Origin of the sequence: Halobacillus sp. Nhm2S1 (assembly GCF_019599545.1) — a bacterium.
Lineage (GTDB): Bacteria > Bacillota > Bacilli > Bacillales > Halobacillaceae > Halobacillus.
Genome location: NZ_JAIEZV010000002.1, coordinates 178,133 through 200,313, shown reverse-complemented (window position 1 = coordinate 200,313; position 22,181 = coordinate 178,133). Strand labels below are relative to the sequence as shown.

20 protein-coding genes and 1 pseudogene are annotated in these 22,181 nt (G+C 44.8%); all 21 read left to right on the top strand.

What is annotated here, in order from left to right; translation table 11 throughout:
* Positions 1–36: 36 nt before the first annotated feature.
* The 21 genes and pseudogenes from K2225_RS20130 (at position 37) to K2225_RS07440 (ending at position 22,147) form a co-directional block, all read left to right on the top strand.
* Positions 37–1,302, top strand: coding sequence for a flagellin N-terminal helical domain-containing protein (locus K2225_RS20130; protein WP_220584184.1), 1,266 nt, complete (start codon positions 37–39; stop codon positions 1,300–1,302).
* Between the two features lie 324 nt (positions 1,303–1,626).
* A pseudogene (locus tag K2225_RS07535) lies at positions 1,627–1,743 on the top strand (flagellin); the annotation flags it as partial.
* Positions 1,744–1,914: 171 nt separating this feature from the next.
* A complete protein-coding gene (locus K2225_RS07530; protein WP_370632726.1) occupies positions 1,915–2,271 on the top strand; it encodes a flagellar protein FlaG in 357 nt (118 codons plus the stop codon).
* 12 nt (positions 2,272–2,283) lie between these two features.
* A complete protein-coding gene (locus K2225_RS07525; RefSeq protein ID WP_220584182.1) occupies positions 2,284–3,825 on the top strand; it encodes a flagellar hook-associated protein 2 in 1,542 nt (513 codons plus the stop codon).
* Between the two features lie 22 nt (positions 3,826–3,847).
* Positions 3,848–4,237, top strand: a complete 390-nt coding sequence (gene fliS, locus K2225_RS07520; protein WP_220584181.1) for a flagellar export chaperone FliS — start codon at positions 3,848–3,850, stop codon at positions 4,235–4,237.
* Entirely contained in the window at positions 4,237–4,587 is a 351-nt protein-coding gene (gene fliT, locus K2225_RS07515; RefSeq protein ID WP_220584180.1) for a flagellar protein FliT, read from the top strand. Before fliS ends, fliT begins: the two co-directional genes overlap by 1 nt.
* 13 nt (positions 4,588–4,600) lie before the next feature.
* The gene (locus tag K2225_RS07510) at positions 4,601–4,984 is read left to right on the top strand and encodes a DUF8042 domain-containing protein (RefSeq protein WP_220584179.1); all 384 of its coding nucleotides are present in this window, start codon (positions 4,601–4,603) and stop codon (positions 4,982–4,984) included.
* A gap of 139 nt (positions 4,985–5,123) precedes the next feature.
* Complete coding sequence (locus K2225_RS07505; RefSeq protein WP_220584178.1) at positions 5,124–6,533, top strand: cell wall-binding repeat-containing protein; 1,410 nt, start codon at positions 5,124–5,126, stop codon at positions 6,531–6,533.
* 209 nt (positions 6,534–6,742) lie between these two features.
* Positions 6,743–7,303 (top strand): ribosome hibernation-promoting factor, HPF/YfiA family, encoded by a 561-nt coding sequence (gene hpf, locus K2225_RS07500; RefSeq protein ID WP_146816972.1) that lies wholly within the window; start codon positions 6,743–6,745, stop codon positions 7,301–7,303.
* Positions 7,304–7,496: 193 nt separating this feature from the next.
* On the top strand, positions 7,497–7,679 hold the full coding sequence (locus tag K2225_RS07495; protein ID WP_146816970.1) for a hypothetical protein: 183 nt from the start codon (positions 7,497–7,499) through the stop codon (positions 7,677–7,679).
* Positions 7,680–7,800: 121 nt separating this feature from the next.
* Positions 7,801–10,314, top strand: a complete 2,514-nt coding sequence (secA, locus tag K2225_RS07490) for a preprotein translocase subunit SecA (protein ID WP_220584177.1) — start codon at positions 7,801–7,803, stop codon at positions 10,312–10,314.
* A 68-nt stretch (positions 10,315–10,382) separates the two neighbouring features.
* Positions 10,383–11,487 (top strand): peptide chain release factor 2 gene (gene prfB / locus K2225_RS07485; RefSeq protein ID WP_146816965.1). Its coding sequence is split into 2 segments (ribosomal slippage): positions 10,383–10,454 and positions 10,456–11,487, totalling 1,104 coding nucleotides; the frame shifts between segments, so codons are not numbered across the junction.
* Between the two features lie 100 nt (positions 11,488–11,587).
* Entirely contained in the window at positions 11,588–12,469 is an 882-nt protein-coding gene (gene galU / locus K2225_RS07480) for a UTP--glucose-1-phosphate uridylyltransferase GalU (RefSeq protein WP_220584176.1), read from the top strand.
* Positions 12,470–12,696: 227 nt separating this feature from the next.
* Entirely contained in the window at positions 12,697–13,536 is an 840-nt protein-coding gene (locus tag K2225_RS07475) for a YitT family protein (RefSeq protein WP_370632746.1), read from the top strand.
* Between the two features lie 51 nt (positions 13,537–13,587).
* Positions 13,588–13,998 carry a c-type cytochrome gene (locus tag K2225_RS07470; protein ID WP_220584175.1) on the top strand — a complete coding sequence of 137 codons (411 nt, stop codon included), beginning with the start codon at positions 13,588–13,590 and terminating at the stop codon, positions 13,996–13,998.
* A 220-nt stretch (positions 13,999–14,218) separates the two neighbouring features.
* The gene (ftsE, locus tag K2225_RS07465) at positions 14,219–14,905 is read left to right on the top strand and encodes a cell division ATP-binding protein FtsE (protein WP_220584174.1); all 687 of its coding nucleotides are present in this window, start codon (positions 14,219–14,221) and stop codon (positions 14,903–14,905) included.
* A gap of 409 nt (positions 14,906–15,314) precedes the next feature.
* Entirely contained in the window at positions 15,315–16,814 is a 1,500-nt protein-coding gene (locus tag K2225_RS07460; protein ID WP_255574317.1) for a S41 family peptidase, read from the top strand.
* 110 nt (positions 16,815–16,924) lie between these two features.
* Complete coding sequence (locus tag K2225_RS07455; protein ID WP_220584173.1) at positions 16,925–18,112, top strand: PDZ domain-containing protein; 1,188 nt, start codon at positions 16,925–16,927, stop codon at positions 18,110–18,112.
* 79 nt (positions 18,113–18,191) lie between these two features.
* A complete protein-coding gene (locus tag K2225_RS07450) occupies positions 18,192–18,848 on the top strand; it encodes an AraC family transcriptional regulator (protein ID WP_220584172.1) in 657 nt (218 codons plus the stop codon).
* A 237-nt stretch (positions 18,849–19,085) separates the two neighbouring features.
* The gene (locus K2225_RS07445; protein ID WP_146816949.1) at positions 19,086–19,925 is read left to right on the top strand and encodes an ABC transporter ATP-binding protein; all 840 of its coding nucleotides are present in this window, start codon (positions 19,086–19,088) and stop codon (positions 19,923–19,925) included.
* 152 nt (positions 19,926–20,077) lie between these two features.
* The gene (locus K2225_RS07440; RefSeq protein ID WP_220584171.1) at positions 20,078–22,147 is read left to right on the top strand and encodes a sensor domain-containing diguanylate cyclase; all 2,070 of its coding nucleotides are present in this window, start codon (positions 20,078–20,080) and stop codon (positions 22,145–22,147) included.
* Positions 22,148–22,181: the final 34 nt, after the last annotated feature.

The following is a 22,181-nucleotide window of genomic DNA, read 5'->3' as shown; positions in this document are numbered from 1 at the left end:
ATGTGGGGTCACTTATTTCAAGGAGGAATTTTTAAGATGAGAATTAATCATAATATTGCGGCGTTGAATACTTATCGCCAGCTTGGACAGGCGAATAATGCACAATCTAATTCAATGGAGAAACTATCATCTGGACTTAGAATCAACAAGGCTGGCGATGATGCTGCAGGACTTGCGATTTCAGAGAAAATGCGTGGTCAGATACGTGGATTAGATCAAGCTCAACGTAATTCACAAGACGGAATTTCAATGATTCAAACGGCAGAGGGAGCACTTAATGAGACACACTCAATTCTTCAAAGAATGAGAGAGCTTTCTGTACAAGCATCCAATGACACTTTGAATGATACTGATAGAGGGGAAATCCAAAAAGAAGTGAATCAGTTGATTGATGAAGTGGATAGAATTGGAAACAATACAGAGTTTAATACTAAGACCCTATTAGATGGATCTCAAGGCCAAAGTGTAGCTCTGTCTAATGCAAACACCAATGTAGTAAAAGCAGAAGTTATGACTGATACTGAAGTAGGAACTTATGATTTAAACACAGCTTCAACTGACGTTGTGGCGGCCAATGTTTCTGGAAATGGTACTGGTTTAACTGCAGCTGGGATTACTGTTGACGGTACAAATTACGATGTGGATCAATCATTCCAAATTAAAGTAGAGAATGGTACTAATTCAGGCAAAAAGATTACTTTAATGCAGGAAGACGGAACAGTGTTGGAAACCGTGGATGATCAAGCTACATCTGGTTCTTCCTTCACAATAGGGACTGGAAATGACCAACTTACCATAGCAGATGGAGCTATTACAGGGAACGGTACAGCAGTATTTGATTCCGGTGTTAAATCAACTTATACTCTTACTAACAATGTTACGGGTGAAAGTACAGCGAAAACCGTTACTTCCACAGATGGTAAAGTAGACCTTGGAGCCTTCCAGCTTTCTGTTGATAATAACTTAACTGACGGCACAGATGGTGCTGCATTTACTGTTTCTGGTGAAGCTTTAAAAATGCAAATAGGTGCTAACGAAGATCAATCTATGACAATAGCTATGAGGGATATGAGAGCTCAGGCACTTGGAGTAGACTCATTAGACTTATCTGATCATAAAAAAGCAACAGCGGCTGTATCTACAATACAAGATGCAATTGAGTCCGTGTCAACAGAACGTTCTAAATTGGGTGCATATCAAAACCGTCTAGACCACACAATTAACAACCTTGGAACATCTTCCGAAAATCTAACAGCTGCGGAATCTCGTATCCGTGACGTAGATTATGCTTTAGCTTCATAAGCTAAGCACAGTCGTCCTAGCTGGTAACGGCTAGAGATCATAATCGGGTGAATTGCTGGAAACCCCTTAGAACTTTTCTTACCACAACGTAGTTGGAAACGACAAGCGTGATGGTGAAAAAAAGAAAAGATTGGGCAATCAGCAGCCAAGCTCCTGTCTTGAAAAAGTGGAGAAGGTTCAACGACTAGGATATACCACCGCTCAAGGTGATGAAATCCGTAGGTGAAACAATGGTCATCAGCATTGTGAATCCGAAGCGCCCGACCCCTTTTAGAAAAAAAGGGTGAAGATATAGTCTGGTCATTTATGAAAGTAAATGTTCGCACGATGGCGAAGGAAATGATGAACCAAACGAAGCAAAGTATTCTTTCTCAGGCTTCTCAAGCTATGCTTGCGAAAGCAAATCAACAACCACAAGGAGTTCTTCAACTTCTACGTTAATAAATTCTATAAAAAGGACCTCAGGTTTGAGGTTCTTTTTTGATGTATCTTTTTCTCTATTCTCTGTTTCTTTGTCTAAAAGAACCGCCCTTATCATTTATTAATCTACTCAACAATCTCTTCCTCCAACCGATATAAAAAGAAACTACATATGTCAGGGAGTTGTTGAAGGTGAATGTAAGAAGTATTCCAACCCACTCACAACTCCTGCAGAGAAATCAAGAACAACTCGGTGCCCGTTCATCAGTTCAGGAGAAGGTAATTAAAGAAGAAGTCTTACATAGTGAAGATCAAATTACAAATCAAAAAGAGAAGCTAACTAAAGCAACAGAAAGCATGAATGAAATATTAAGAAATTTGGAGACATCCCTTCGTTTTCAATTCCATGAAAAGCTTGAAGAATATTATGTGACTATCGTAGACAACCAGACAGATCAGGTTATTAAAGAAATCCCGCCGAGAAAGATGCTGGATTTGTATGCTTCAATCATAGAGTCCATTGGAATCATGGTGGATGATAAAATATAAGTAGGTGAAAAGATGAGTGATATGCGAATCGGGGGCTTAGCTTCCGGCATGGATATAGACAAGCTTGTCAATGATTTAATGCGCGCAGAACGACAGCCATTGAATAAGATGGAGCAGGACCGTGAATGGCTGACGTGGCAGAGAGATGCGTATCGTGATGTGAATAAGCAGTTGAGTGAACTGGATACACTCGCATTTGATATGAAGTTGGAGCGGACGTTCAATTCAAAAAGTGTGACTTCCTCCGATTCTGCTGTCTCAGCGACAGCTACGGCTGCCTCGGGAAATGGTGACTATACGTTAAGCGTGGAACAGGTAGCGACTTCGGCCTATAATTACAGCAGAAACCCGATTACAACAGATGGGAGAACGCTGGATCCTAATGCCAACCTAAGTACACAGACAGGGAACTTTAAACACGGACTAACGCTTGGAGAAACGTTCTCTATTACTACATACAACGAAGACGGTTCAAAGAATACCCAGTCTTTTAATGTCACAGGGGATAAATCGCTGAACGACATCCTTTCAGAGATAAGTGATTCTGATTTAGGTGTACGAGCTTTTTACGATAAAAGCGCGGATCAAGTGATGATTGAACGAACAGTGACGGGTAACTTTAACCAGGATGAAAATGAGTTTTTAGGAGCTGAAATCGGCTTTGATGGAAATGCGGAGTTTTTAGCGTCCACTTTAGATATTAAGAATGGCGATAACTCTTCCGGAACGTGGAAGTTGAATGAAAAAGGTGGAGAAGATGCCAAGTTCACGTATAACAATGGTTTGAAGATCACGTCGCATTCGAATCAATACGCGTTGAATGGGGTCAACTTCCAGTTCAACGATGTCACAGACGGAAATGTCAAAGTTAATGTCTCCAACAACGTCGATGATGCTGTCGATAAAATTGTTGAATTCGTTGATAAATACAACAAGGTCATCGAAGATCTTAATGAAAAGACAGACGAGAAGAGATACCGTGACTTTCCTCCTCTCACAGAAAAGCAGAAAGAGGACATGGAAGAGCGGGAGATTGAGCTTTGGGAAGAAAAAGCTAAAAGTGGAATGCTCAAAAACGATTCGGTTATCGAAGGCGGATTGAATCAAATGCGTACGAACTGGTACACGCCGATCCAAAATGATGGAGCATTCACTATGATGTCGGAGATTGGAATTACAACTTCCGCTAACTATCGAGATGGAGGCAAACTCTTCATTGATGAAGATGAATTGAGGACAGCTTTGAGTCAGGATCCGGAGTCTGTTCACAAATTATTTTCAGGAACGGATGCGAATCCTGGTGTAGCCCGTAGATTAGAGCAGACCATTGATAACACCGTCCAGTCGATTGAAAAGAAAGCTGGAAAATCTAGTACGGTGGATAACAGCTTTCTGCTTGGGCGTCGGATTGAGGATTTAAATAAAGAGATGGATGATTTTGAGGATCGTTTGGTTCAAATTGAAGACCGGTATTGGCGAGAGTTCGGTGCGATGGAAAAAGCGATTCAGAGAATGAACCAGCAATCTGCTTATATTATGCAGAACTTCGGTTAATGGAAAAGGGAGTGTTGGCTAGATGTCTATTCAAGCCTATCAAAACAATTCAGTAGAAACGGCTTCTCCTGGCGAATTGACGCTGATGCTTTATAATGGATGCATCAAGTTCATTAAAGTGGCAAGGAAGTCTATGGAAAATAAAGAAATTGAGAAAAAGAATACCAACATACAAAAGGCTCAGAAGATCATTCAGGAATTGATGGTGACCATGGATCAACAGTATGCCATCACGAAAGAAATCATGCCGCTGTACGATTACATGAACCGCCGGTTGATGGAAGCGAACACGGCAAATGATCTAGAGATCTTGGATGAGGTTCAGGGGCTTGTTGAGGAATTCAGGGATACGTGGAAGCAGGTTATTTTGGAATCGCGTAAGTCTCAGTATGGACAAGGTGGCAATGCTTGATGAGCGGTTGGGCTGATTTTTTATTAATTACAAAGGAATTGGATGAGCTCGTTCACCGTCCCGTTCACGAAAAAAATCGGGTCTCCATCGTGGAGCACGTAGAAGGGCTTCTGGATCGCAGAGATACCATGCTTAGGGACTTGACTCAACCTGTTGATGAGGAAAAAGTGATGGTTCAAGAAGTCCTCCAACGGGATTTGAGGATCAATCAGAAGCTAGAGTTTCTTTTTTCTGGATTGAAACGTGATATGAGGAACATGAAGAAGCAGAAATCCAGCAAACAACGCTACATCAACCCGTACCAGAGCGTCTCTGGTTACGATGGAACATATGTAGACCATAAAAAGTAGAATAGGTGATTTTTTGTCAGAACTTACAGCAGAACAACATGAAATGCTGGAGCGGTATGATGAGCTGTTAAGTACCATTAGTGAAGGGTTAAAATATTTAGAGGACCATATGAAAACAGAAGAGACACCAATGGCAAAGCAAGTGTTTCAGGACTTGCTCCTTAGCTTGGAACAAATCAGCCGCAGCCACGATCAGATGGAGATCCTTTTTAAAGCGAACGAAGAACTTCAGGCTTTAGTCCTTGATTTTCACGGAATAGTCAATCATCTGCAAGGGTGGTTCGAGCATGACACCGCATATGAAAAACATCATTTGCTAGTGGAGCATGTGGTCCCCGCATTTGAAAGTTGGCGGACTCGTATGGAAGCATTTGTGAAACCTTATATCGCTCATTAGAAGAAGCATCCGTGACGGATGTTTCTTTTTTTATGGTAGATTTTGAGAAGAATCTCCTATATAATCCCACAATGGATGGGTGAATGAATGATTGGTAGGTTTACCCTACATTTTTTACATAGGAAAGGGGAACGAATAGATGTGGAAAGTGACAGGAATGGCCGCAACTTTATTGTTATCGGCTGGTGTACTTATGAATCCTGCAGGAGGAGTGTCTGCAGAGGTGGGTGATGATTCGAAGCGTTCTACTATACATAAGGATCGTGTATCTTTAGAAGCGAGTACCGTAGAAGATTATGAGGAAGTAGAGCCAAATGACTCTATAGATGCAGCGAATTCATTGGCCCAGAACAGGTGGGCGCAAGGACATTTGACAGATAAAGATGAAGACTATTTCACATTTGAAATTGATGGGGATTATAGAGTTGAATTTCATTTATCATTATATTCTATGGTGAATGGCTCTTATAATAAAGAGATGGATTTAGACGCAAATTTGTATGACGCCGATGGGAAGAAAGTCAGCGGCTACTCAGAAAATAACAATGAATATGGATATTTTGGTTCATTTTTTCTGGATCCAGGAACTTATTATGTGAGAGTCGTTGACGAAGCCAATTTGAATAAAGGCATTCCATATACTTTATCTTCTGGAGTTGCTGAAAAGTACGCGAGAATCACCCGTTATTGGGGAGTAGACCGCTACTGGACGGCGGCAAACATTGCAAGACAGGACAGCAGTCGGATTCCTTCCAGGAATGTCGTTCTGGCAACAGGACAGGACTTTCCGGATGCATTAGCAGGTGCGCCGCTTGCAGAACATTTGGATGCTCCTATTCTGTTAACGCGAAAAGAAAGATTGCCGGCTATAACAGAACAGACTTTATCGACATTGGATGCTGAACATGTCACCATCCTTGGAGGCACAGGCGCGGTATCCGAAGACGTAGAAGATTATATCAAGGATGAACTGAACCTTGATGTTGAGAGGATCTCTGGAAAGAACCGTTACGAAACGTCGGTAGCCATTGCGGGACACCTACCTGCATCCGATGAGGCTGTGGTTGCTTATGGTGGCAATTTTCCAGATGCTCTCTCCATCGCTCCTGCAGCGGCCGGAAAAGCGATGCCGATTCTTTTAACGAAAAAAGAAAGCATACCAGCGGCCACAGAGAACGTTCTTAATAATTACGACCAGACTTATGTCGTTGGGGGGACAGGTGTCGTTAGTGATAAGGTGTACCGTCAGCTTCCAAATGCGGATCGTATATCAGGGAAAGATCGTTATGCGACTTCCTTAGCTGTTGCGAAGTACTTTGATATGGAGACGCAGTCCGTAGGTCTTGCCACAGGTTCAAACTTCGCAGATGCCTTAGCCGGGTCTGTACATGGAGTGAAAGAGCCATTGCTGTTAACACCGAAAAGTAAGCTTGATGAAGAAGTGAAGCAGTATTTTATTGATCATCAAACGACATACTTCCAAATCTTTGGTGGAGACGCAGCCGTTGATGAAGGCGTAGAGGAAGATATCAAGTCTATTTATGAATAAATATTTGAGGAGTCCATTCTACATGGGCTCCTTTTTTATCTAGTAAATTGACAAAATATCATGTAGAAAAGGCCAGCATTTCTATTGAAAGGTACATCTTCCAACAATTACCGACACAAATATGACAAAATATTTCGAAAGTTTATGCAGGAAAGGGCGTGGGTATGATAGAATATATATCACATAAGGATGAAAGGAGGACACTTCTAATGCTACAATACAACATTCGTGGTGAAAACTTGGAAGTGACGGATTCTATTAAAGAATATGTGGAGAAAAAGGTGAGCAAGCTTGAACGCTACTTTGATACTCCGCCGTCTTCCGAGGTACACGTTAATTTAAGTGTCTATAATGATGAGCAGACAATCGAGGTCACAATTCCGATGAAGAATCTACTTCTTCGTGCTGAGGAACACAACACAGATCTATACGCTGCCATCGACCTTGTGGTAGATAAATTGGAACGACAAATTCGCAAGCATAAAACGAAGGTGAATCGTAAGTTCCGACAAGAGGGTGCTCCGAAACACGTCTTTGCCGAGCTTGAACGCGAGGCGCAACAATACCAAACGCAAACAATTGATGATGAATTTGATGTTGAAATCGTGAAAACGAAGCGTTTTGATTTGAAACCGATGGATAGTGAAGAAGCGGCATTGCAGATGGATATGCTTGGTCACAACTTCTTTGTATTCACAAACGCAAATACAGATGAAACGAACATTGTTTATAAACGTCGTGACGGCCGTTATGGTTTGATCGAAACTTGATAGCTTCATAGTATAAGCGCCTCTGCTACGGCAGGGGCGTTTTTTTGTTTTTATTATGAATGGGCACGGAAAAAGCGAATTTCACTAGGTGGAAATTCGCTTTTTCATCATATTTAGGAACATAAAATGGAATTTCGAGCGTTCGCCCATTTTTTAAATTCGTAGTATAAAGGATTCAACAGGAGGTGATAGCATGAATAGCAAGGAATGTGAGTACATCTATAAGCGCTTGAATCAGCAGGAAGAAACGATCGCTCAGCTCGTGGAAATCATCGGAGCTACAAATCGTCGCATTACCGACTTAGACCGCAGACAGCTCGGTGTTGAGCACCAGATGATCCGTGAACGTCCCCTCTCTTTTACTCCCTCTACATAATTCCTGCGACGGTGTCCCTGGTCCTATGTCATAGATTGTCAGGCCGCTTCTCTTAGTGTTATGATAATAGAGGATTAAACTATTCAACCGAAGTTCGGAAATCAACAGAGGAGCGGTTGCAATGCTTGGTACTTTAAAGAAGATTTTTGGCGATGGAAATACACGTCAATTAAAGCGATTAGAGAAATTGGCAGATGACATCGAAGCGATGGAATCGCAAATCGAGAAATTGTCTGATGATGAGTTAAAAAATAAGACAGAAGAATTTAAAGAACGCTATCAAAATGGCGAGGATTTAGATGATATGTTGGTCGAAGCTTTCGCGGTTGTACGTGAAGCTTCTAAACGTGTGCTTGAAATGCGCCCGTTCCGTGTCCAACTGCTGGGTGCTATAGCCCTTCACGAAGGTAACATTGCAGAGATGAAAACCGGTGAAGGTAAAACATTGGCGTCTACGATGCCGGCATACTTGAACGCGATTACTGGAAAAGGCGTGCACATCATCACGGTCAACGATTATTTGGCGAGCCGTGATGCGACAGAGATGGGCGAACTTTTCCAATTCCTTGGACTGACCGTCGGGTTAAACTCAAACGGTATGTCGAAGGATGAAAAGCGTGAAGCGTACCTGGCGGATATTACGTATGGTACGAACAACGAGTTCGGTTTCGACTACTTGCGTGACAACATGGTGCTTTACAAGGAGCAGATGGTTCAACGTCCGCTCCACTTCGCGATCATTGACGAAGTCGACTCAATCCTGATCGACGAAGCGCGTACACCGTTGATTATCAGTGGTTCGGCATCAAAATCCGCTGATCTTTACCAGGGAGCGAACTCTTTCGTGCGTTTGCTCGCGAATGAAGAAGATTACACGTACGATGAAAAGACGAAAAACGTACAGCTGACAGAAGAAGGAATCAACAAAGCCGAGCGCTTTTTCAAAATCGAGAACTTGTTTGATCTTTCTAACGTATCCTTGATCCACCACATCAACCAGGCGCTTAAGGCGCATACGTCGATGCAGAAGGATACCGACTATGTCGTTGAGGACGGCGAAGTAGTTATCGTTGACCAGTTCACCGGTCGTTTGATGAAAGGCCGCCGTTATAGTGACGGGTTGCACCAGGCGATTGAAGCGAAAGAAGGACTCGAGATTCAGAATGAGAGCCAGACACTTGCTTCCATCACATTCCAGAACCTTTTCCGTATGTATGAAAAGCTTTCCGGTATGACCGGTACAGCGAAGACCGAGGAAGAGGAATTTCTGAACATTTATAACATGCGTGTCATCGTTATTCCGACGAACCGTGATATCATCCGTGATGACAAGGCGGACCTTGTTTACAAGACGATGGACGGGAAGTTCAAAGCGGTTGTTGAGGACATAAAGGAACGCCATGAAAATGGTCAGCCGGTGCTTGTCGGTACGGTAGCGGTCGAAACGTCTGAAATTATTTCCCGTTACTTGACGAAAGCGGGTGTGCCGCATAACGTCTTGAACGCGAAAAACCACTTCCGTGAAGCGGAAATCATCGAGAACGCCGGTCAGAAAGGTGCGGTTACGATCGCGACGAACATGGCCGGTCGTGGTACGGACATCAAACTCGGAGAAGGTGTCAGAGAAGCTGGAGGTCTGGCGGTCATTGGTACAGAGCGTCACGAATCCCGCCGAATTGATAACCAGCTGCGTGGTCGTGCCGGCCGTCAGGGAGACCCGGGAATGTCCCAGTTCTACTTGGCGACAGATGACGAATTGATGCGCCGTTTCGCATCCGACAACATTCGAAGCATGATGGACAGACTCGGAATGGACGATTCTCAGCCGATCGAAAGTAAAATGATTTCCCGTGCCGTTGAATCTGCACAAAAACGTGTGGAAGGAAACAACTTCGATGCGCGTAAGACGATTCTTTCTTACGATGATGTCCTGCGTCAGCAGCGTGAGGTCATTTACAAGCAGCGTTATGATGTGCTCACTTCCGAAAACTTGCGTGAAATCATTGAACAGATGATCGAGCGCACGGTTTCTAAAACGGTAGGAGCTCATACGAGTGATGAGGAAGAAGAAAACTGGGAGCTCGAAAGCCTCGTCGAATACCTGCGTGCGAACTTGCTGCATGAAGGCGATGTAACGGTGGATGACTTGAAAGGAAAAGACCCTCAGGAGATGGAGGAGCTAATCCTTGAAAAAGTGAAACAGCGTTATGACGAGAAAGAGGAAGAATTGACGCCTGAACAGATGCGTGAGTTTGAAAAAGTCATCCTGCTTCGTACGGTCGACCAGAAGTGGATGGATCACATTGATCAGATGGACCAGTTACGTCAGGGAATCCACCTCCGTGCCTACGGTCAAAACGATCCGCTTCGTGAATATAACTTCGAAGGTTTCCGTATGTTTGAACAGATGGTTGCCAATATTGATGAAGAGGTTTCCCGCTATGTCATGAAGGCACAAATCCGCAACAACCTGCAGCGTCAGGAAGTGGCTCAAGGTGCTCAGGCTGTTTCTGGCGGCAGCGAAAATAAAGAGAAGAAGAAAAGAACGCCGATCGTGAAAAAGGACGATGTGGGTCGTAACGATCCATGTCCTTGCGGAAGCGGGAAGAAGTATAAAAATTGTCACGGAAAATAAGAGGTTGAGGCACTCTCTTTCTAGAGGGTGTCTTCCCTTGTGTTAAGAATCATATAGGAGTGATGGATATGGATATGGCAGAAATCCGCCATGCATTGGATAATACAGCTAAGCGATTAGCGGACTTCAGGGGGTCTCTTTGACGTCGATCAAAGAAAAACCCGTATTGCAGAACTAGAAGAACAAATGACAGAGCCTGGCTTCTGGGATGACCAGAACACGGCCCAGAAAGTCATTGACGAAGTGAATGGACTGAAAGGGTTGGTCCACACGCTTGAAGACCATGAAGAAACGCATGAGAATCTGGAAGTTTCTTATGAGCTTGTCAAAGAAGAAGACGATGAAGAATTGCGTGAAGATCTCGAACAGGAAGTCCAACAGTTGAAGAAAGATCTTGACCAATTTGAGCTGAACATCCTGTTGAGTGAGCCTTACGATAAGAACAACGCGATTCTTGAGCTTCACCCGGGTGCAGGTGGTACCGAGTCTCAGGACTGGGCGAGCATGCTGCTTCGTATGTACACGCGCTGGGCAGAGAAGAAAGGTTTTTCTGTTTCCACGATGGACTATCTTCCTGGTGATGAAGCAGGTGTGAAGAGTGTCACCCTGCTTATTAAAGGGCACAACGCATACGGCTATTTGAAAGCAGAAAAAGGGGTGCACCGTCTTGTCCGGATTTCTCCTTTCGATTCCTCGGGCCGTCGTCATACGTCCTTCGTATCGTGTGAAGTGATGCCAGAGTTCAACGATGAGATCGAGATTGATGTTCGGACAGAAGACTTGAAGATCGATACGTATCGTTCCAGTGGTGCCGGTGGACAGCACGTCAACACGACAGACTCTGCCGTTCGTATCACGCACTTGCCGACAAATACCGTCGTGACGTGTCAATCGGAACGTTCTCAAATCAAAAACCGTGAACAAGCGATGAAGATGTTGAAGGCGAAGCTTTATCAGCTGGAGATCGAACGCCAACAGCAACAGCTTGACGATATCCGCGGCGAGCAAAAAGAAATTGGATGGGGAAGCCAAATCCGTTCTTACGTGTTCCACCCTTACTCCATGGTCAAAGACCATCGTACGAATGAAGAGGTTGGAAACACCCAAGGCGTGATGGATGGGGACCTTGATAAATTCATCAACTCCTACCTCCGCTCTAAAATGGATGGTTAATATGGAAGACTCTCACGATGGTGGGGGTCTTTTTTTCTGTTCAGTAATCACTATTTTTGCTACTATGAAGGTATCTTACATACAAAGGGGCGAATAAAGAATGAAGGTGAAAAAAGCGATCATTCCTGCAGCTGGACTCGGCACACGTTTTTTACCCGCAACGAAAGCGATGCCGAAAGAAATGCTTCCGGTTGTCGATAAGCCGACGATCCAATATATCGTAGAAGAAGCGATTCAATCCGGAATCGAGGATATTATCATCGTAACAGGAAAAGGGAAACGTGCGATCGAGGATCACTTTGATCATGCGTTTGAACTTGAGGATAATCTTTATAAAAAAGGAAAGCTTGATCTCCTTGAGGAAGTTCAGCAATCTGCTGAAGTTGACATTCATTATATTCGCCAAAAAGAACCGAAAGGACTTGGACACGCCGTCTGGTGTGCCCGCAAGTTTATCGGGGATGAGCCTTTTGCCGTGCTGCTTGGAGACGACATCGTTCGTTCCGATGAACCTTGCCTGAAGCAGTTGATCGACCAATATGAAGAAACACAATCGTCGGTCATCGGTGTCAAACAAGTCCCGGAAGATGAAACCGATCGCTACGGCATCATTGCCCCTGAAAAACAAGAAGGCAGACGCTACCAAGTGAAGCATTTTGTTGAGAAACCTGCCGTCGGAGAAGCACCGTCAAACTTGGCAATTATCGGACGCTATGTGTTCGCACCGGAAATCATGGATCTGCTTGCCACCCAGGAAGAAGGGAGAGGTGGAGAGATCCAGCTGACAGACGCGATTGAGCGTTTGAACCTTGAGCAGCCTGTGTACGGGTACGAGTTTGAAGGCGAGCGTTTTGATGTCGGTGACCAGCTCGGCTTTATAAAAACGACACTCGCCATCGCGATGGAACGGGAAAACATGCGGGACGATGTCCTTGCCTTATTAGCAGAGATTATGGAAAAACAAGAATCGATGAACTCATAAAAGCAAGCGGCGGGTCTCTGGACTCGCCGCTTTTTGTATAGAAGTACCAACGATACAAAAACTAACAGGAAAACGACATCTTGTTCCTTTACCGTGTTAACACGTTATTCTGCTCTCATTTACAGGAGAATTTGCTAGTGTTATACTCCTTACGGTTTATGGAGAACGATACATAGGGAGAGTCGAACAGCATGATGATGATGGCAAAAAAATATCGCCGGGAGCCGATGCCGCCGGCACTTAGACAAGCATTGGATTATGGATTGGTTATTCTTGGATCCTTTTTTGTGGCGTTAGCATTCAATTTATTTTTATTACCGAATAACATCGCATCCGGAGGGGTTGCGGGTGTCAGTACGATCACAAAAGGCGTGTTCGGCTGGGAACCGGGCGTTGTCCAGTGGGTGCTGAACATTCCCTTATTCATCATGGGGGTTGTCATATTAGGAAAGAACTTTGGTCTCAAGTCGTTCGTTGGGACCGTGACCCTGCCCCTGTTCGTTTTGTTAACGAGTGATATGGCGCCGGCAACACCGAATCCGCTGCTTGGCGCGATCTTTGGTGGGATGGGCGTCGGACTCGGTCTTGGCATCGTTTTTAGAGGACGGGCTTCGACAGGCGGGATCGACTTGGCCGCTCAAGTCCTGCACAAATTCACCCATCTACCTCTTGGCATCAGTGTCGCTTTATTGGACGGAATGATTGTGCTCACATCGGCGATTGTATTCTCACTTGAAGAAGGTCTTTATGCGCTGATAGGGTTGTTTGCGACCAGTCGGACGATCGACTTCGTCCAAGTGGGACTGAACACATCGAAGAACGTGATGATCATTACGGAAGATGTCGATGAAGTGCGTTCCGCCATTTTTGAACAAATTGATCGTGGTGTAACCGTATTGAGTGGAGCTGGGGGCTACACGGACCGGGAACGCCGGGTCGTCATGTGTGTCGTCCAGCAGAATGAATTCATCAAATTGACACAAACCGTAAAAACGGTTGACCCGGGTGCGTTCGTCGTTGCGATGAATGCCACGGAAGTGCTCGGTGAGGGTTTCAAAACTTCATGACTCGGTTATAATATCTCTATATCTCATGAAAATACGAGAGGGGATACCAGAATGAAAAAACTATTATCTGCTCTATTTTTAGGGCTGATCCTGGTCTTGAGTGCCTGTGGGGGCGGCGGAGACGAAGGAGCGACCGATGACAGTGCGAACGATGAAACGACAGAAGAACAAACGGCTGAAGATTCCGGCGAAGGTGCAGATGAAGGCACTTCAGACAGCGGTGACGGTGGGACCGTAGACACAGCTGCAGCAGAAGCAGTGTACAAGAACAACTGTGCTCAGTGCCACGGTGGTGAACTTGGCGGAGGAATGGGACCAGCACTGACAGAAATAGGGTCGAAATACTCAGCTGACGAAATCGTTGATATCATTAAAAATGGTAAAGGCGGCATGCCGGCTCAAAAGAACGTATCTGACGAAGATGCTCAACTTGTAGCCAGCTGGCTTGCGACAATGGAATAAGCTTTCAGGAAAAGTCTGGTGACGCCACCGGGCTTTTTTTATTAAAGGTTCATCTGTGACCTCACAGGTGAGCCCTCTGCCATTTTCCTTCCCCCCTATGAAAAACAATTGTAATAATTTCATGTCTAAATAGATCGAAAATTAATGTTATAATGAATGTGTTTGTAGACAAGAAAGAAGACAACTGACTTAACATTATGAGAGATACAGGTGATTTTACATGATTAAAATGCAAGGAGTATATAAGACATATCCGAATGGAGTCACAGCTTTAAACGGCTTGGACATCCAAATTGACCAAGGGGAATTTGTCTATGTCGTGGGACCGAGTGGCGCTGGTAAATCAACATTCACAAAGCTGATCTACAGAGAAGAGAAGCCGACCACTGGCACGGTCCTCGTGAATGACATAGATACATCTACAATGAAACAGCGCCGCATTCCGATGCTGCGCCGTCAAATTGGTGTCGTTTACCAGGATTTCCGCCTATTGCCTACACTGACCGTTTATGAAAACGTGGCCTTTGCCCTTGAAGTAATTGAAGAAAGTCCACAAAACATCCGCCGTCGTGTCATGGACGTCCTTGATCAAGTTCGTTTGAAAAACAAGGCACGTTTCCTTCCGGATGAGCTTTCTGGAGGAGAGCAGCAGCGTGTATCGATCGCCCGGGCGATTGTGAACCATCCGAAAGTATTGATCGCAGATGAGCCGACAGGTAACCTTGATCCAGAGACGTCCTGGGAGATCATGCATATTCTTGAAGAAATCAATACGGCAGGAACGACCGTACTCATGGCGACTCACAGCCAGGAAATCGTGAACACGATTCGTAAGCGAGTGATCGCAATTGAAGACGGTATGGTGGTCCGTGACCAAAGCAATGGAGAATATGGATACGAAATGTAGATGTATGAAGACTGTCTCATTTAGGAGACGGTCTTTTTTTTAATTAAGTGAAGTGTGGCACCTGCTTACTTCTTTTTGGTGCCAGGCACCATATAAATCCCGTTCCATACCTGGCACTGATTGAGGATTCAGCAGTACCAGGTACGCCAAATTTTATTTGTGTACCGTACTTGTGTACCAGGACCTACCCACCGGTTTGCAGGATCTGGAACTACACATGAACTTCTACGATTCTCACATCTGATCCAAATACAGGTAGATAGATAAGTGGCGATGTCCTATAATGAAATGGACATGCTATCGTCCGTTTTGGCATAGGTTAACTCAGGGAACAAACATGATTTACGTTGAAGGCGCTTTTTTGCTAGTATAGAGGCAACATGAAATCCAAAATAGAAGGGTGAATGCGATGAATATAAAACCGCGCTACGTTGCGCTGTTGATGGCGCTAGCGGTCCTATTTGGAGCGGCAGGCTCTTACATAGGAATAGAATACTTCGCTGACGGTACGAATGACCAGGCACAATCCGAACAGTATGCAGATAAAGATGCGGAGAACTTTGGGAGTCTGTCAGAAGAGGAACAGAAGGCATTCATACAAAGTATGTCAGGAAACACCGATTTGAAAAAGGTGGAACAGGCATTCAGTACAATCCAGGAAAATTATGTAGAAGAAGTAGATAAAAACACCCTTGTTGAAGGGGCGATCCAGGGGATGCTTGATACCCTTGAGGATCCATACAGTGTGTACATGGACCCTGAAACGATGGAGCAGTTCAATCAGACTATTGAATCCTCTTTCCAGGGGATTGGCGCGGAAGTGAGTATGGTCAACGACAAGGTGACGATTGTCGCTCCCATCAAAGGTTCACCTGCAGAAGAAGCTGGTTTGAAGCCGAATGATCAAATTCTGAAGGTGGATGGCGACAGTGTGGAAGGTCTTGACCTTTATGAAGCGGTTCTTAAGATCCGTGGAGAAAAAGGTACGGAAGTGACGCTGCAAATCGACCGCCCCGGGGTCAGTGAACCACTCAACATCGATATCACCCGTGATGATATTCCATTAGAAACGGTGTATAGCGATACAAAGGAAATCAATGGCAAAAAAGCCGGTATCATCGAAATTACTTCTTTTTCTGAGAAGACTTCCGATGAATTTCACGAAGCGCTAGAGAAGCTTGAAAAAGATGGGATGGACGGGCTTGTCATCGATGTTCGTGGAAATCCTGGAGGCTTATTTACAGACGTTCAGGAGATTCTGAAAGAGTTTATTCCGAAAGATAAGCCAATCGTCCAGGTGGAAGATCGTAAAGGGGAGAAAACCCGTTACTTCTCTGAAAACGAGGAGAAAAAGCCGTATCCAATCACCGTCTTGATGGACGAAGGTAGCGCATCCGCTTCTGAAATTCTAGCTGCAACGATGCAGGAAGCAGGCGGCTACGATCTCGTCGGTACGAAGAGTTTTGGTAAAGGAACCGTTCAACAGGCGTTGCCGATGGGCGATGGCAGTACAATCAAACTGACCTTGTTCAAGTGGTTGACTCCGGACGGCAACTGGATCCACGAAAAAGGGATTGAACCAACGGTGAAAGTGAAACAGCCGGAATACTTTTACACGAATCCGGTTGAAGTGGAAGAACCGCTTCAATACAACGACAATGACGAAAAAGTGAAAAACATCCAAATTATGCTGAAAGGTCTTGGACACGACCCTGGCCGTACAGACGGTTACTTCAACAAAGAAACAGAAGCTGCTGTCGAAGCATTTCAGCAAGACGCGGGTCTTGAAGCGACGGGGATCGTTGATGAAGAAACCGGCGGCAAGCTTGAAGAGGCCATCATTAAAGAAGTCAGAGATGAGAAAAACGACAAACAAATGCAAAAAGCGGTCGAGGTCTTGTTTCAATAAGCAGGAATTTGCCGTTGGATCACGAAATATATCCGTAGTCTGCGACTGCGGATTTTTTCGTTATTGGGTATAGACAACAGAGAGCGACACGACTTGAAAGGAGAATCATGTTGGACGTTTGGTTAATGGAATTTGCGAAAGGGATCGGGATGATGTTCACCCTCCCATTTTTATACATAGCTTTAGCGATGATCTTCTACGTTTCTGGTAAGAGAATCAAACAGGAAAGAGCGACGTTCGGCACAAGAATCTTCGACCGATTTTCCGAATGGAAAGGAACGTGGGGAACGGCGCTTCTAAGTGGCTTTATATTATCCGCGATGGCGGTAGGGGGCGGAATGGTAGTCAGTTATCCATTGCTGATCCTCCTATCCGGTGTTTTTCTGATTGTCAGTTTGACTGGGCGTTTGAGCTGGTACTCATCTGCCTATACGCTTGGTTTAAGCTATCTAGTCTTGCTCGTTATCCCTTATCTACCTCAATCTGTGCAAGGTTACCAATGGGTAGCAACCCTCCAGGAGACACCGCTCCACACACTTGCGGTTGTGATGGCCGTTCTTTTAATGACTGAATCGATCCTGATGCTTCGCACAACGGCCTCTCATACGTACCCTGAACGATTAAAAGGGACACGGGGGATGTGGATCGGTCAGCACAGGTCAAGAAGAATGACCTTCGTTCCGTTCCTGGCCCTGCTTCCAGGAGGGATGATTGAAGCGTTTGCCCCGTGGTGGCCGCTGATTTCGCTTGGGGGAGATACATATGGGCTCATTCTCATTCCTTTCGTCATAGGTTGGGAATGGAAAGCGCGCGGACAGTCCCCTGTCCGTGCAGCAAAGACGATGGGACGCCACGTATTTTTGCTGGCGATCCTCGTCCTAGGGCTAGCTGTCGCGAGCTTTTTCATAAGTGTGCTTTCACTCGCGGCTGTGATGGTCGGCCTCGTTGGCCGTGAGTTCATATTCGTGCTTCACCGGATGCGTGAAGAGAAAACGCCGTTCTTTTCTTCTGCACAAAAAGGCATTCGTATTCTGGGTGTCATCCCCGGGAGTCCGGCCGATCAAATGGAACTGATGCCTGGTGAAGTCATCGAACGGGTGAATGCGATCCCTGTACGAACAGAAAATCAGTTTTATGAAGCGCTGCAAAATTCAGGAGCGTTTACGAAAATGGAAGTGCGTGATGAAGCGGGAGAAAATCGCTACGTGCAGCGGGCGATGTATGAAGGTGAACACTACGAACTTGGACTTGTTTTCGTTGAACCTGCGACCCATGAAGCTTCGGTAGGCTTTTTCTAATGATTGGAAACGGAACGGTTATCTCCTCCTTTAAGGTGCTGGAAGATAACCGTTTTATTTTTTGAAGGAGGAAGAATCCATGCAGACTCTTCACATTTTAAATGGGGAAGAAATGGAAAGGTTTTTTCAACGCAAGGAACGTATGAAAGGGGAGCCGATGATTCCTTTTAATGAGGCGATGTGTGCTGGGGAGACCTGTGAAACGATCTTCTCAAATACATTTATTAAAAGAAGGGCTCTCACGCATGGGGTTTCGGAGGGAGAATATAGACAAAAGACCGTAGAAAAACTGGAGGCAGTCTTTAATGAAGGACGGGAACATCTCACGTTATGGTTTGATGAGGATATGTTCTGTCAAATCAATCTCCTCACCTTACTAGCATGGCTCGATCAAATCGGTTACGAATCGAAAGTTGAGCTTTGTCTAGTCACCCAGAAATTCGAGCCTCTTGCTTCACATACGCTTCATGTAGATGGATACCATTCGTTGTATAAACAGGTGCTGATCAACCGGACGATGCCACGAGAGGTATCTCTGCCTGCGTTACGAAAGGGAATGGAGTTGTATCTACACTACAAGGATGTGGATAATGAACTTGTGGGATTCATCCAGCATCACCCTGAATTACCGGAAGAGAAGCTCGTAGAATTGATGATTATAACTTTTCAAGAATATGGACTAGGAGATGTTCAATACTTCCAGTTGATCAGGAACGTAAGAGCGTCTCAGTTATGAAAAAGAACACTCTTTTTCTCTTTGTCTCGAAAGGTTTTCCTTTCCTACTAGGTGTTCTCATTTCTTCTCGTCATGCATACACTTTCCACAGTCCAGTGATGAAAATGATTCTCAAATTCATTGACAGAGTGGAACCAAGCCCATAAACTAGAAGATAGAGAAAATATAGAATTCGTGATTTTTCGTGTAGCTCCAACAGCGATAGATTTCGTAGAGACATAAAGGAGAGGTCAGATTATGGATACCCTGTTGGCGAATAATTTAACTCTAGGCTATGGAGATTCCATCATCATAGATTCATTGGATATTACGATCCCGAAAGGCAAAGTCACTGTACTCATCGGTGGAAACGGTTGCGGCAAATCCACGTTGCTTCGTTCGATGGCTCGTTTATTGCGTCCAAAATCAGGAGAAGTTGTGCTGGATAGTGCGGATATTTCCAAGATGCGTACAAAAGATGTGGCGAAGAAGATGGCGATTCTTCCTCAAAGCCCGACAACTCCTGAAGGTCTCAGCGTCTATCAGCTTGTAAAGCAAGGCCGTTATCCTTATCAAGGGTTCGCAAAACGCTGGTCGGATGAAGATGAAAAAGCTGTGACGCGTGCGCTTGAAGATACGAACTTGATGGAGTTGAAAGATAGAACGGTCGATTCTCTGTCTGGCGGGCAGCGTCAACGTGCATGGATTGCGATGACACTTGCTCAGGATACAGATATACTCCTATTGGATGAACCGACCACTTATTTAGATATGACGCACCAGATTGATATTCTTGATTTGCTCTTTGATTTGAATCAGGACAATGGACGTACGGTTGTTATGGTGCTTCATGATATTAACCTGGCCTGCCGATATGCGGATCATATTATCGCAGTCAAAGATAAAACGGTTTTCGCACAAGGGAAACCGGAGGATGTGGTGACTTGTGACATGATGCAGCACGTATTTGAAATGCTTTGCGATGTCAGAGAGGATCCTCTTTTCGGAACACCGATGTGCATCCCGCATGGAAAAGGGCGCTGTTTGATCAAACAGGCGCAGGCGGAAGCTCAGGCTCAACAAAAACAAACCGTATAACTCACAAAAGCAATGTGCCCTGCACATTGCTTTTTTATCTATCTGGAAAGGATTTCTGACTTTTTGGTAGAAAGATACATAGAGAAGCAGGAACCAAACATGGTAACATGGTATACATGTGTAAATACGATTAATGATTGAGGGGATAATCCATGGAACGAGTGAAAGAATGGATGGATCATGGAATCATAGCAGGGATTGCTGACCGCATTCCCCATGAACACTTGTTACATATGCTTATGGATGGAATATCCGACTATATCTTTTTTATGGAAGTCGTCGATAAGAGGCGATTTAAATATGTATATATGAATGAATCTGCCAAAAACCATTCTCCAATTAAAGGAGCAGGATGGGAAGGCAGATACATAGAGGATCTTTTAGGCGAGCAGCAAGCTGAAGATTTAATTGCAGCCTATCAAAGAGTCGTCAGAAAAAAAGAAGCACTTACATATGAAGATGAAATCATCGTCAATGGGAAACTTTTCAGAGGACATTCCGTGCTGACCCCGACCATGGACGAAGCAGGTGAAGTTACACACATTGTTGCGATCACAAGGAACATTACAGAAGTGATTGAAAAAGAACGTGATCTCAGCCGGATCAACGCCATGTATCGTTCGTTGATGAAGGATACGACGGATGCAATCTTGATTGTCGATACATCTGGGAACGTTCTGGAAGCGAATCGTGCATTAGAAGAACTGTACGGCTATACAAAAGAAGAAATGCAAGCCACTTCCTTCCCTTTTCTCCCTTCGAACAGAAGAGAAGAAGCGGAGGAGCTTGTTCGGAAAGGGAAGGAAAGAGCGATTGCCCGTTATGAAACGGTCCGAAAGAGAAAAGATGGAGTGCTTATCGATGTTTCCATCAGTATTTCTCCCATCCAAAGTGAAAACGGGGAAACGATCGGGATTAGTTCGATTGTTAGAGACATTTCAAAAGATAAGGCCGCTCATCGGAAGTTGGAAGCGAGCAGATCCCGTTACCGGTCGTTATTTAAAAATAATCCTCAGCCTATTTTAACGCTTACTTTCCAGGGGCTGATTAAGAAAGTGAATACAGCGACATTACGTCTCCTGAAAGTGGAGGAAGAGGTCCTGGTTCAAACCTCGATTATCGATTGGGTGCCTAAAGAGCAGAGAAGCTGGCTGAGGAAGCAGCTGTTAGAATCCTTTTTCCAAAAAGGTACCCGGTTTGAAACGAGCTTTTGGATGGAGGGAGAAGAGCGTATTCTCCGTGTTTCTCTCGTTCCGATTATTAACGAGGGCGAGAAAGAAGGAATTTATGCGATTCTTGAGGACAGGACGGATCAAGAGAGAGCCCATGAAGCGTTAAGGCAGAGTGAGGAAAAGTTCCGTCTGATTGCTGATCATTCCAATGATTTGATTTCTGTTTTCTCACCAATGGGAGAGCTGGTCTATGCGTCTCCTTCACAGACGAAATTTCTGGGGCGTGACCCGCAGGAGATGTCTTCAAGAGAAATGATGCAGCAGCTGGAACCAGACGATTTGAACAACCTCTCCAAAGCTTTCAAGTGGAGTGAAAAGAGTAAAGAAGCGTTCACGGTTTCCTTGACACTGAAAAGCCAGAATGGGGAACCTGTGTGGTTTGAATGCAGGGGAACACCGGTTGTCAGTGAACACAATCAGGTCAGTCATTTTGTGATTGTGGCCCGGGATATTTCCGAGCAGAAAAATTATGAAGAAAAGCTTGAGCGTTTTGCTTTCTACGACTATTTGACGGACTTGCCGAATCGCAGACTGTTTGAAGACCGCGTCGAGCAGGCGATCGCCAAGGCTGAACGGTCGGGTGAATCTTTTGCCCTTCTTTATTTAGATGGGGACGGGTTCAAATGCATCAATGATGAATATGGTCATGAAATCGGAGATGAATTTTTGTGCAGTGTCGGAAAGCGGATGAAAGAATGCATCCGGTCCGGAGATGCTGTCGGCCGGATCGGTGGGGATGAATTTGCGATTCTTTTAGAAAACATTTCGGATCGTGATCAAATCTATGACGTATCCATGCGCGCTCTTGAGAAGTTAAGAGAGCCTTATATCGTCAAAGGAGAGGAAATCCGTTCCTCCTTTTCTATCGGTGTCGCCTGTTATCCTGAAGATGGAAGGACATTGGATGACCTTTTCCGCTCAGCTGACAAGGCACTTTACAAAGGAAAGCGTGACGGGAAAAATCAGGTGCGCCTATACAAACACCATTGATAAAAGACGGAGCCCTTGAGGGGACTCCGTCTTT